This window comes from Flavobacterium sp. EDS (genome assembly GCF_020991525.1).
Taxonomy (GTDB): domain Bacteria; phylum Bacteroidota; class Bacteroidia; order Flavobacteriales; family Flavobacteriaceae; genus Flavobacterium.
Window position 1 is genome coordinate 477,476 of record NZ_JAJMOZ010000002.1, and the last position, 12,369, is coordinate 489,844.

The following is a 12,369-nucleotide window of genomic DNA, read 5'->3' on the forward strand; positions in this document are numbered from 1 at the left end:
CAATAAGCAAGAGTTAGGATTTATCAATCATTTTTCGGTACTCAATAGGAGTGACGCCTTCATGTTTTTTGAAGATACGGCTAAAGTACGATTGATCATAATGACCTACTTGTATGGCAATTTCATTAATCGTAAGATTGGTCTGGTATAATAAGTATTTGGCTTCTAGTAGGATTGTTTCGTCTATCCATTTTGTAGGCGATTTTCCGGTAACCGATTTTATAGATTTGTTTAAATGATTTGGAGTGACATTCAGAATTGAGGCATAATAACTCACCTGATGTTGGGTTTTTATGTGCGTATAAATAAGCTCCTTAAACTTAGTTGTAAGTGTAGTTGCAGCAGTGATATTTTTATTGGTTTTTATAGAGTTTTTATTAATCTCACTCAGTAAAGTGATTATGTATGGCTGTATGATATCTAGATTAATGCAACCTGTTTCAGAATATTCGATATGTAGCCGACTTAGTAAATTCAAAATGAATTCAGCTTCTCGGTTTTGGAAGCTTACGTGCGGATTTCCCCAAATTTTTAAAAATTCAAAGTCATTTAGCATTTCCCGATTACCATATTTTCCAATTAGAATTTCCTGATGAAACTGACAAATGATGCCTGTAGTTTCTTTATCTATAGATTTTATCGAGAAAATTTGACCAGCTGGAATTATTATAATTTCATTTGATTTAGTAGTATATTCTTCAAATCCTACTTTCATTTTATGAACTCCAGATGTAATAAAAACTAGCGTATGACAAATGTGTTTTGAGGGTGGAATTGTATCTTTTAATTGATTGATATCCTCAATTTTTAAGCAAAAAAAATGTTCTGAATTAGATTTGAAAAAATGGGATATTGTATTTTCTGATTCGAAAAATTTATCCCGGAAACCTTTCGAATCATAGGTTTTTATATCTCCCTCTTTTTTCGCTTTCATTTATTTTGTTTAGTATTCGTAGTAAATTTTACTCAGTGAAAATAGGTATTAAAAAAGGAAATTCTATTTCCATTTCAATCATCCGAAAATGTAACATCATTTATGATTTAAGAATTGGGCGCTTTCTCCTTTTAAGGATTTCAGTATATTGATTATTCTTATTTATATATTTTTTACGATTGTATATTTTATAATAGATAGAGTAAATTAGAATAATCGCTACAAAAGCTACTAACATTACGAGGTCGAATACGCCATAGAAATTATTAATAGTTTGCCCGTTTATTGATAATACTTTTGAATTTGTATTTCCTACGTACAATTTTTTTAATGTAACAGAATCACCAATACTAATGTTGTAATTAATCCTCTCGTAAGAGGTTAAAAAAGATACATTTTTTGTAGTATTCAATTTAAATTCAAAAGCATTGAGAGTGCCACCACCATTTTTTGAATATGTATTTAATGAATTGACAGCAGTGACTTTTCCACTAATGGTTTCGTTTTTAAGTATATGTTTTAAATTGTTGAAAGTTGTTAGGCCAGCAACAACAAAAATGAATAAGCCCAATAAGTTTGCAATAAGTATAGCGATGAAATTTTTTAACATTCTAGTTTTATGTATTCTTATTTCTCAATTTCAATCCCGAAGCCATTCGTAGGGTAGATTACCCAACGATTATTTACTTTCATTGCTTTGTTAACTTTTAAACGATATACTTTATTGTCATTTAACTCGATTACGATTTTTAAATCATAAGTAGTAGCATCGATCATGACTTTGTTTCTTATGGTGTTTACTTTTTTAGTTTCTACTAAAGCAGATTCTGTTTTTATAGATTTGATTTGATTCCAATCAAATACGGTATGTGCTTCTGAAATGAATTTATCGATACGCTTAATATCATCCGGCTTTTTTTGAGTTCCCTTTCGTATAATCAGCTTCATTAAATCTTCGCTCGATTTTAGTTTCGAAGATTCTTCGGGTGTAATTGTAGCACTTGCAAAGCCATAGGATGCATTTTCCTTTGGAGATAAAAATAAAGCATACAATCCTTCGGAATCTTTATTTTTAATATTGTTTGTAATTTCTTCAGCAAATTCATCGATTGTTTCTGGTCCGTTGTTACAAGAAACTAATGAGATAAGACCAAAAAAGAATAGGAGTTTTGTGAATATTATGTTTTTCATTTTGTGCTTTTGTTTTTTAGAAGTACTTAAGTATTTTACTTGATATCATTTTTAAGAAGAGAATATAAATTCAAGTCAATAAATTGGTCATAAAGTAATTCTCCCTGACGAAGAATTCCTTCGTGGGTAAAGTTAAGTTTTTCTGGGATTGTTTTACTTTTTAAGTTTCCAGTTCCGCATTTTATTTCAATCCGGTTAAGCTGTAAATCCGAGAAACAAAAGTCGATAATTGCTTTGCAAGATTTGGTTATGATTCCTTTTCCTTGTAGATCTTCGGCAAGCCAATAGCCAATTTCTCCAATTTTATTCTGACCATCAATTTTATAAACACCAACTCTTCCAACTACTTTTTCATTGGTAATAATTACAAAAGCAAATTCATTTCCATTTTGATTTCGTTGCATAGTTCCTTTTACGAAATTATTTGCAAATTCAACTGTTTGCATGCTATCTACAAAAGGCAACCATTCTCTTAAATGTGCCCTGTTTGCATCAACAAGATCAAAGATTGGTTGTGCGTGATTTTCGTGGATTAACTCCAGTTTTAGGTTTTGATCTATGTTTATGGTCATTTGGAATTAGCTTATGTCGGTTGATTTAGAAATTTTGTCGCCTGAAGATTCAAAGATCGATTTTCCTTTTGTTCATGATAAGAGTCTTATGTTTTAGAATCTATTTCTTTAAGCTAATATATAAATATTTATTAATAATTTACCCAATTTTGTCATTCAGAGGGATCATAAATCTTATGATAAAACTCCGTAAACTAAGTGAATTATCTTTGTCAAAGTTTTAAACTTTGACAAAGATAAACACACGTAAAGTCATTTAAAGAAAGGAAGAATCTCTGCAAGAAATTAATAAGGAGTTTTTTTATTGTTGAGTAATTTGTGTGATTCTTCGACTCCGCTCAGAATGACAATATCGTGATTTAATTGCGGATAAGTTTTGTCTCAGAACCTTAGTAGCTTAGAACCTTAGTGCCTTAAACAAAAAAAACTCAGTCCCACCATTCCTAAGAATGACAAGACTGAGAAAGATGACACAATAAAATGTCTTTAAATTATTTTGCTCCTGGAGGAGAATTTTCTCTTATGTATTTCATGAAGGTATCTGCAAGATGTTTTCCAGTTCCTTCTCCTTCGTGAATACTATGTGAGCGATTTGGATAAATCATCAGGTCGAACATCTTATCGTACTTGACCAATTCATTAATTAAAACTTCGGCGTTTTTATAATGTACGTTATCATCGCCTGTTCCATGAATGTATAATAAGTTTCCTTGAAGATTTTTAGCATGAGTTACAGGTGACGCTTTAATATAAGTTGCTTCGTTTTCGCTCGGCAATCCCATATATCTTTCCGTATAGATGTTGTCATAAAAATGCTGATCGGTTACAGCAGCAACTGCAATTCCCGTTTTGTAAATCTCAGGATATTGAAACATTAAATTCAATGTTACTGCGCCACCGCCACTCCATCCGTGAATGGCAACTCTATCATTATCGATAAATTTCCATTTTAATACTTCTTTCGCAGCCATGGCTTGGTCGCGAGTATTGATGATTCCGATATTTTTATAAATAGATTTTCTCCATTTAGTACCTTTCATTACAGGAGTTCCTCGGTTATCCATTGCTATTCCTATATATCCTTCAGGAATTAAATAAGCGATATACGGATAAAAATACGGTTCGTCATTTGCCACAGAGGCCATTGGTTCGCCATAAACATAAAAGAATACTGGGTATTTTTTAGTAGGATCAAAATTTAATGGTTTAGCCATTATCCCGTCTATTTCTACACCATCAACAGTGGTAACCTTAAATTTCTCTAACGAATAATCACGTTGCGGAACTGAAAATGAATCAGGTGTTAATGGTAATATTTTTTTGTGACTTGGTAAAGCTACCAAACGTGTATTGTAATCACGATTAATACTTGAATTGGTATGTTTGGCATATTTACCATCTGTAGAAAAACGATATTCATTTGTTCCTTCAAATTCTTTTGGAGTAATGCGTTTTGTTTTCTTGGTATTCAAATTGGTTTCGTACAAGTAACGTTGTGTGGCATCTGTAGGACTTGCAATATAATAGATAGAATTTGTCTCCTGATTGTATGCCTTATAATAAGCGTCGAATTTTTCAGTAGTAATTAATTCTTTCTTTTTGCCATCGGCACTGATTTTATAAACATGCATCCAACCATCGGCGTCCGAACTCCATAGAAAAGCTTTTCCATTATCTACAAACTGGCAAGGGAAAACATCGTATTCTCCCGAAGAGATATCAAAAACATCAATCCATGAATCTGATTTTTCTTGGTAGATTAAATTGGCTACCCCAGATTTCGAATCGCATTTATAAATGGAAGCTTGATTTTGAAGTCTGTTTAATTGTACAACCATTACATTTTGATTGTTGATCCATTCCATTCTAACCAAATAATTATTATCAGGCTCACCAGGAATATTTAACCAATTTGTTTTTAATGAAGGTATATCGATTACGCCAATTTTTACCGATGATGGTTTTTCACCAGCTTTAGGATATTCAACAGGAATAGTAAATGGATAAAGCGAATCGGTGTTGTTTATCATTAAATGGAATTTTGTATTTGATGCATCTACACGCCAAAACGAAATGCTTTTTCCATCAGGACTCCATCTAAAACCATCTCGAGCAGCTAATTCTTCTTCGTAAACCCAATCAAAAGTCCCATTGATAATTTTATCCGTTCCATCGGTTGTTAAAGGAGTTATTTTTCCAGTAACTAAATTTTCAAGATAAATGTTGTGTTGCGAAACGTAAGCTACATTTTCATTGTCATTAGAAAATTTAGCAAACATTAATGATGACTTCTCTAAGTCTGCACCAAGCTGCTTTCCTTTTCCTGTTGCGAGATCAAAATACCAATAATCTCCTTTCGTATTTGCTCTCCAAACTTTCTTAGAATTGGTGTAAACCAGTACTTTGGTTTTGTTTTGGTTCCAAACTAATTGTTCTATTTTTCCTGTAAAGCCAGAGCTATTTAACTGTTCTTGGGTTAAAATAGTGGTGTTTTGGTTTAATTTATCGACATCATAAACAACTACGTTCCCTTTAGCGTTTACCCAAAAAGAATGGGAGTTTGGTAACCAGTTTAACCGATTAATATCAATGCTTTCCTGAGCAAAAACACTCGAACAGATTAATAATAATAGTAGAAAATGCTTTTTCATTATACTTAAATAATTTTAGATTAATAATAGCGCTATGGTTAATAGCGCTATAAAATTAATGATTAATGCGAATCAAGAGTTGAATTTGTAAATTTTAGTTTTGATGTAAATTCTAATCTTACTATGTAGTTGTGGTGTTTCGTCTCTTGATTCACATTCTTGTTATTCTTTTATTAATTTGCTTACTGAAATTTTTCCGCTTGACGATTTAATTTTTAAAATGTAAACCCCATTTACTTTTCCTGATAAATCAATTGTTAGTGCATTTGAGTTTATCTTCGATGAGGTTGCGTTCAAAATTAATTGTCCTGTAACGCTGTAAACAGCCACTTCATATTTTTCTGTATCTATTGAAGGAAGAGATATTGTAAATAGATCTTTGGATGGATTAGGATACACAGCGATTCCGTCAATTTTATTTTCTTTAATGTTTAATGTTGGACTATTATTGATTTTGAAATTATCAAACCAAACTCTGGTTCCATACCCCGATGTGTTTCTTACTTTAACCAAAACACTCGATTGGTTTTTTACTGCACTTAAATCTACGGTTTCACTTCTCCAATCAGAATCCTGTGTTGGTTTCCAGTCATTAGTTTCATTTGCTTGATTGGTAGCAGGGTCATCCTGAATAGGAGGGGATACGGTTTGTAATTGCAATTGATTCTTAGAATATACATTTGTCCAACTAACACCACAATCAGAAGATACCAAAATATCGATTTGATCTGGCGCAGGTGCTGGATCATAAGCGCTTAAATATTGCGTATATGCAAGGTCAAAATGCAAATGGGGTTTATCAGCAGTTGTAAAATCCATCGATTTTAAAATCAATTCATCGACCATTCCGGTTGGAGCATCGGCATTATTAATTACCAAGCAAGATAAATCTCCTTTACCTACATCGGTGCGTTGTTCCCATGTAATAGGATCTCCGTCTAGATTTAGAACTTGCCAATCTTGTTTTGGGAAAGCATCATTGAAATTCTCACTAACAGGTAAAGAGTTCTTGCCTTTTATTGTTACTGCGCTAGTTTTTAACATGCTTGTTCCTTGTCCATAAGTATTAGTCGCTACTAAAGTAACATCGTAATTCCCTGGAGTATTATATATTACTGTTGGGTTTCTGCTTGTAGAGGTTGCAGGTGTTCCTCCTGGGAAAGACCATAACCATGAAGTTGGCTCGCCAAAAGAAGCATCTGAGAACTGTACTGGCAAATCAGTACAAATCATAGAACTTGTAATATTAAAATCAGAATATGGTTTCTCTTTGCTATCAAAAATAAATTTTAAATTATCAATCCAAATTCTCGCTCCGTAACCAGATGTATTGACAAATTTAATTAGGACATTAGAGTTTCCTTTAAAAGCGGTCAATGAAATTCTTTCAGTCCTCCAATCAGAATCTGATGTTGGGATCCAGTTATTGGCATCAGTACTTATAGCAGTTTCTAATACAGTATGAGTTTTAGAGTATAAGTTTGTCCAAGTAACTCCACAATCTTTAGAAATTAAAACATTCAAAACATCAGGACTATCCGCATCAAATTTTGCATAAGCTACATCAAAAGAAAAATCAGTCGCGCCTACAGCTAAATTTAAAGGATGTAGCGTAATTTCATCTACATCTCCTGTAGCATTATCAGCATTATTTATAATCATACAAGAAGAAGAGTTTCTGCCAGCAGCAGTACTTTTTTCCCATGTTAAATTTTCACTCAAATTAGTGATTTCCCAACCAGTTGGAGGAAATGTTCCTTCAAAAGTTTCTGTATAAGAGGTATTTGTTGGAGTAACGACTGTAATAAAGTTTGATTTGGTGACTGAAGTTCCTGTGCCTGATAGATTTGTTGTTGTTAAAGAAACCGCATAGGTTCCGTTTGTATTATACGTTACAGTTGGATTTTGTGCTGTCGAAGTTGCAGGGGTTCCGCCTGGAAAAGACCAGGACCAAGTAGTTGGATTTCCTGTAGAAGCATCTTTAAAAGGAACAACTAAGCTAGTGCAATTTGTTCTGGTAACAGCTGCGGAAAAATCAGATATAGGTGTCGAATTTTGAACAATGGCTACATTCACATTATCAATCCAAATACGAGTTCCATAACCAGATTTGTTTTTAAAACGAATAGTAACATTTGAATTTCCTACATAAGCATTGAGATCAACAATTTCTTTTCTCCAATTTTCGGCTTTTTTGGGAATCCAATTATTAGGAATAGCTATAGGAGTAGTCGTAGTTTCTAGATCAGTATGTGTTTTAGAATATACAGTTGTCCAATTAGTGCCACAGTCAGTAGAGACTTCAACGTCAAGAATATCCGGGCTTAAAGCATCAAATTTTGTGTAGGCAACGTCAAAATAGAGTTGACTATTTACTCCATTTGTAAAATTATAATAAGGAAGTTGTATGTAATCTAGTTCGCCAACAGTAGCATTATCAGCATTGTTCATCACCATGCATGCTGAGTCTCCATTTCCGGCATCGTTGCGTTTTTCCCATTGTAAATATGCATCTGCATCTGGATTGGTAATAGTCCATCCGTCTGGAGGAAAAGCTCCTGAAAAATTTTCTACCATATTTACAGTAGTTCTTTGGTCAACTTTTATATAGTTGATACTAGTTTTTGTATCGTTTCCTAATGCATTGGTTGATGTTAATGTTACTGTATATGTTCCAGGAGTTGCATAAGTAACAGTTGGGTTTGTTGCTGAAGATGTAGCTGGTGTACCGCCTGCAAAAGTCCAGGTTCTAGAAGTTGGTATCCCTAAAGAAACATTATTAAAAGTTACACTTTTATTAGTACAAATAGCCGTTGTGCTCACAATAAATTTGGCTGTAGGAACGGCACTTATAACTCCTGTAGCTTCAAGATTACTGGCTTGCCATAATAAACCTCTTGGATATTTAGCAGTTGTCATATCATCTAACCAATAGGTCATTGCATTCGTTTGGTCTTTGGTAAACATAGATTGACAATTTACGTTATAGTCCATCAAATTCTCATAATTTGCAATAACACCGCAAGGATTTACTTTCGTTAAATCACAACCAAATCCCTGAGTTGTTGGTGGAGTATCTGCCATACCATCATTAATAGGGTCACAGCCATTTTGGAAAGTATGTTGTAAACCAAAATAATGACCAAATTCATGTGACATTTCTTTAGCAAATTGAAAACCCGCCTCTGATCCGCCTGTAGTACCTATATACCTATGGTTAAAAGTAACGTGAGGCACAACATCCTGAACTGGCAAGAAAGCATGACCAGAACCGTAAACACCATCAGATGGGTTGGGTTCATCAACAACAACTATATCTAGGTAATATTTTCCATTTTTCCCGTAATACATATAATCGTATATTTTTGGATCATATCCATCAGAAATACGTGCATTTGGATGCCAATTCATACCGGGAGTTTCTAATATGTTACCATCTGGATCAACAGTGGCCAAAACAAATTGAATGTTCATTTTGCTTTTTACAGCTTGAAAGAGAGGATCTACAGTATTGTAGGCTGGATACAAACCATTAAAATCTTTGTTGCAAATGTCTATTACATCATTGATTCGACTTTGCATTTGAGCTTTGGTATATGGAGTCCCAAGGTTAGCACCATCGCTTAAGATATGAAATACTACAGGTATAATATAAGGAGCAGCATCTATTTTTTTGCCCAATTTAGCTTTTTTTGCAGTTTCAATTTTTGGTAGAGATTGTTTAAATAGATCCTGCTCTTTTTGGGATAGATTGGTTCCACATCCCATAATGGTCTGTGCAGAAGAATTTAATGCGTAGCCCAATAAAAACACAAATACTAAGTAATTTTTTTTCATAAAAAATAGGATTAATTTGTAATTAGCTTAGATTCAGTAAAGTCAATATCTATTTTTAAAATTCGAAATTGATTTTATGTCGTGGTCTTAATCTTAGGCTAAATATTTTTTTGATAAAAGTACAGTAGTGAATTGTGGTTCATTTATATTATATTAACATTAAGTAGTGCTATATTATCTTATTTAATGTTAAAAAAATATGTTTTTGTTTTGATATATTGGTTGTGTATGAGGTTTATTCTTGTTTTTTGTGTGAAAAGATATCGAAAATATAAGGTAGCATGAAGCCTTGTAGCGTTTTGCTACATCATAGGCTAAGTAATATCAGAATGATTTTTTAATTGGTGATTAAAGACTCAATTTCTAGGTAATATAATAATCGTTTGAGTTATTTTGTGGAGTTATTTTTTTGTCATTTAATTCTAATAGTGTGTTCTCAATCATTTGTGCCATGGTGTCTAGAGCAAGATCGTTAGGTTGAGTTCCAAAAGGATCTTCTAATTCATCAGCAATTGCTTCTATAGCGACATAAGTATAGGCAATAAAAACGATAGCAAAAGGAGTAACCCAGCCTAATGTTTCTACAAAACCAAAAGGAAGCATAAAACAGTAGATATAAACCGTTCGATGTAATAATACACTGTAAGTATATGGAATGGGAGTACTAGAAATTCTTTCGCAGCCACCAACTATATCTGAAAGTTTATTCAGATTTTCTTCAAAAGCCAATTGGGTTATGCTATCTAGTTTACCTTCTTTTTTTGCTCTTTTCACCCAATTACCCAATTCTCTCAAAATAATAATAGGTTTAAAATGAGCTTCATTTAGGTTATTTGCAAAATCCTTAGAAACAAGACGAGTAATATCGTCATTTGCATCGGTCTGTCTGAGTTGGTGTTTTAGAGAATAAACAAAAGCAATAAGTAAATTGATGAATTCCTCTCGCTTTTCATTATAATCAGAGCAATCTATTAATGAATGACTTTGTCGAGCTAAAGATCTGGTATCATTAAGTAATGCTCCCCAAAGTTTTCTGCCTTCCCAAAATCTATCATAACTTACGCTATTGCGGAAACCTAAGAAGATGGCAAGTGCTATCCCAAATAGAGTAAATATGTTTGGGTTAATATGAAGATTGTGTTCTAACAAAAAAGGTTTAAAGTACACTACTAATATTGAAAACAATAGCAATAATAGTAGTCTTGGCATAAGCTGAGGTAGAACAGAACCATGCCATTCAAACAACATTTTAAACCAATTGCTTTTTTTCTTTATAATCATTGGGCGAAATCTATCTGTTAATTACAAAAGTAATAATTATATAATTGAGTCTTTCTTAAGTTGAATGGTAAGTGTAGTTGGGGTTTATTATTTCTTGAGGTTTTGGGTGATAATTTAGAGTTTTAAAGGTAATACCTTTTGGCGAAAGTTGATACTTGTGTTTTAAAGAGTTGTAAATGAGGAGAGAGTGGAGTGTTTTTGTTTAAATGAATGGTATAATTTATTAAATTTGTTATTCATAAAAGACAATTTCACGGTAAGGTTAATAAAAATTAAAAATAGCATGAAAGTAATTGCAGAAACGGAACGACTAATTTTAAGAGAATTAGAATATACAGATGAAAATGATTTATTCGAGATGGATTCTGATCCCGAAGTTCATTTATACATTGAGAACAATCCAGTAAAAGAAATATCAGAAATTACCAAAGTGATAGAGATGCTTAAAAAGCAATACCAAGAAAATGGAATTGCACGTTGGGCTGTAGTCGACAAACAAACAAACGAATGTGTAGGCTGGTCAGGATTGAAATATTTTAATGAATCCCTAAATAAGCACAACAATTTTTATGAGCTTGGTTATAGGTTTAAGAAAAAACATTGGGGAAAAGGTTTTGCAACAGAAGCCGCAATTGCGATTTTAAACTATGGATTTTCAAACTTAAAAGTCGATTCGGTATTTGCAATTACAGATCCTAATAACTCAAATTCAAAAAAAGTCTTGACCAAGCTAGGTTTTGACTTCCAAGAAACATTTGATTATGAGGGAGACATGACAGATTGGTTTGAATTGAAAAAAATAAATTGGGAAAAAAGTAAACCGGCTATTAATGAATGACTTTGTAAAGCGAATGATAAAGTATTGCTTTACTTATGTCTTTTGATTTCTATTCACGAATTTATAAACTAGAGGAATAATAATGTAAAGCCAAAGTAGTGTTGAAAGGCTAAGAAATAGATCTCCTAAGGTTTTATGTCCTAATAATTTGATTAATGTGCCTATAATCAATCCAATGATTGCTACAAATAGCATTTTTTTGTTATTCTTTTCCATTGAAATGATTTTCTTGCAGAAGTTTATTTAAAATAAAAGTATGCTATTTAATTCTTGTATACAAATAGCAAAGCAGTATCCTTCGCAATGTCAGATCATAAAATTTATGACTCCTAAATAATAAATCCTTAAACAGTTTTTGCTTAAGGGTTCGTTTAGGTAAGGAGGCAGGGTGCTCTTTCTTCTATGGTCTATTTCTCCTGTTCTAAATTGTCAATAGCAGAAATCTGATCAAGAATATTTGTTTGGTTAGGCGAAACATAATTTTTTATCTCGATAGCATTTTCTTTCTTAAAAAGAAGGTCTAGTGCATTGTATAGTCTTAATAAAACCTCTTTGTCTTCTTTCTCAATCTCTAAAGCGGTGTTGAAATTAAAAACATAATTATTCGAATTGCGTACTTCTACTTTTATCGTTTTTGATGTGATTTTAAATTTAACTATATCCATGTTTTTTCTGTATTGCTTTATGACGCTACAAAGTTATTGTAATTATAATTAATTATATAAAATAGATCTCTTTAAAATTTAGAATTTGAGTTGTATATTCTTTTGGATTTGTAGGTGCGCTACCTGTGCTTTTACTATCTGATAAAAGATCAAAAAAAGAATTGCAAGGAAAAGCTTTTGCTGAACAACATGGGAATGTTACAAGTTTAGTTTTTAGGTAAAATTAAAATCTCAATAAAATCAATACTTCAGTCAATATAGCATTAAACAAAAAGATTTTTTTGTAGTCTTTTTATGTTAAATTATAAAAATTAACACATAATTTGGTAGAAAAGTATTACTATTGTTTATTCAAAACAATATATACATGAAAAAAGCTATCTTTAATATAATAAGTTAT

The 12,369-nt window shown here is 32.2% G+C and carries 10 protein-coding genes; 1 reads left to right on the plus strand and 9 read right to left on the minus strand.

Annotated features, from left to right (window positions below; translation table 11 throughout):
• Positions 1 to 13 precede the first annotated feature (13 nt).
• The 7 genes from LPB87_RS05350 to LPB87_RS05380 form a co-directional block, all read right to left on the minus strand.
• On the minus strand, positions 14 to 934 hold the full coding sequence (locus LPB87_RS05350; protein ID WP_230605192.1) for a helix-turn-helix domain-containing protein: 921 nt from the start codon (positions 932 to 934) through the stop codon (positions 14 to 16).
• Between the two features lie 100 nt (positions 935 to 1,034).
• On the minus strand, positions 1,035 to 1,544 hold the full coding sequence (locus LPB87_RS05355; protein ID WP_230605193.1) for a hypothetical protein: 510 nt from the start codon (positions 1,542 to 1,544) through the stop codon (positions 1,035 to 1,037).
• 17 nt (positions 1,545 to 1,561) lie between these two features.
• Positions 1,562 to 2,125, minus strand: coding sequence for a hypothetical protein (locus tag LPB87_RS05360; RefSeq protein ID WP_230605194.1), 564 nt, complete (start codon positions 2,123 to 2,125; stop codon positions 1,562 to 1,564).
• A gap of 35 nt (positions 2,126 to 2,160) precedes the next feature.
• Complete coding sequence (locus LPB87_RS05365; RefSeq protein ID WP_230605195.1) at positions 2,161 to 2,697, minus strand: GNAT family protein; 537 nt, start codon at positions 2,695 to 2,697, stop codon at positions 2,161 to 2,163.
• Between the two features lie 491 nt (positions 2,698 to 3,188).
• A complete protein-coding gene (locus LPB87_RS05370) occupies positions 3,189 to 5,348 on the minus strand; it encodes a DPP IV N-terminal domain-containing protein (RefSeq protein WP_129539626.1) in 2,160 nt (719 codons plus the stop codon).
• A gap of 162 nt (positions 5,349 to 5,510) precedes the next feature.
• On the minus strand, positions 5,511 to 9,185 hold the full coding sequence (locus LPB87_RS05375) for a PKD domain-containing protein (protein WP_230605196.1): 3,675 nt from the start codon (positions 9,183 to 9,185) through the stop codon (positions 5,511 to 5,513).
• 363 nt (positions 9,186 to 9,548) lie between these two features.
• On the minus strand, positions 9,549 to 10,466 hold the full coding sequence (locus LPB87_RS05380) for a bestrophin family ion channel (RefSeq protein WP_230605197.1): 918 nt from the start codon (positions 10,464 to 10,466) through the stop codon (positions 9,549 to 9,551).
• Between the two features lie 283 nt (positions 10,467 to 10,749).
• On the opposite strand from LPB87_RS05380, the gene LPB87_RS05385 reads away from it, so the two are divergent.
• Positions 10,750 to 11,304 (plus strand): GNAT family N-acetyltransferase, encoded by a 555-nt coding sequence (locus LPB87_RS05385; RefSeq protein WP_230605198.1) that lies wholly within the window; start codon positions 10,750 to 10,752, stop codon positions 11,302 to 11,304.
• 33 nt (positions 11,305 to 11,337) lie between these two features.
• Here the strand turns inward: LPB87_RS05385 and LPB87_RS05390 are convergent, their stop codons facing one another.
• Both LPB87_RS05390 and LPB87_RS05395 read right to left on the minus strand, forming a co-directional pair.
• On the minus strand, positions 11,338 to 11,520 hold the full coding sequence (locus LPB87_RS05390) for a hypothetical protein (RefSeq protein ID WP_230605199.1): 183 nt from the start codon (positions 11,518 to 11,520) through the stop codon (positions 11,338 to 11,340).
• Positions 11,521 to 11,711: 191 nt separating this feature from the next.
• Positions 11,712 to 11,969 carry a hypothetical protein gene (locus LPB87_RS05395; RefSeq protein WP_230605200.1) on the minus strand — a complete coding sequence of 86 codons (258 nt, stop codon included), beginning with the start codon at positions 11,967 to 11,969 and terminating at the stop codon, positions 11,712 to 11,714.
• Positions 11,970 to 12,369 lie beyond the last annotated feature (400 nt).

Coding starts and splice junctions, on each gene's coding strand:
- LPB87_RS05350 (WP_230605192.1), bottom strand. CDS start 934: ATGAAAGCGAAAAAAGAGGGAGATATAAAAACCTATGATTCGAAAGGT.
- LPB87_RS05360 (WP_230605194.1), bottom strand. CDS start 2,125: ATGAAAAACATAATATTCACAAAACTCCTATTCTTTTTTGGTCTTATC.
- LPB87_RS05375 (WP_230605196.1), bottom strand. CDS start 9,185: ATGAAAAAAAATTACTTAGTATTTGTGTTTTTATTGGGCTACGCATTA.
- LPB87_RS05385 (WP_230605198.1), top strand. CDS start 10,750: ATGAAAGTAATTGCAGAAACGGAACGACTAATTTTAAGAGAATTAGAA.
- LPB87_RS05365 (WP_230605195.1), bottom strand. CDS start 2,697: ATGACCATAAACATAGATCAAAACCTAAAACTGGAGTTAATCCACGAA.
- LPB87_RS05355 (WP_230605193.1), bottom strand. CDS start 1,544: ATGTTAAAAAATTTCATCGCTATACTTATTGCAAACTTATTGGGCTTA.
- LPB87_RS05390 (WP_230605199.1), bottom strand. CDS start 11,520: ATGGAAAAGAATAACAAAAAAATGCTATTTGTAGCAATCATTGGATTG.
- LPB87_RS05395 (WP_230605200.1), bottom strand. CDS start 11,969: ATGGATATAGTTAAATTTAAAATCACATCAAAAACGATAAAAGTAGAA.
- LPB87_RS05370 (WP_129539626.1), bottom strand. CDS start 5,348: ATGAAAAAGCATTTTCTACTATTATTATTAATCTGTTCGAGTGTTTTT.
- LPB87_RS05380 (WP_230605197.1), bottom strand. CDS start 10,466: ATGATTATAAAGAAAAAAAGCAATTGGTTTAAAATGTTGTTTGAATGG.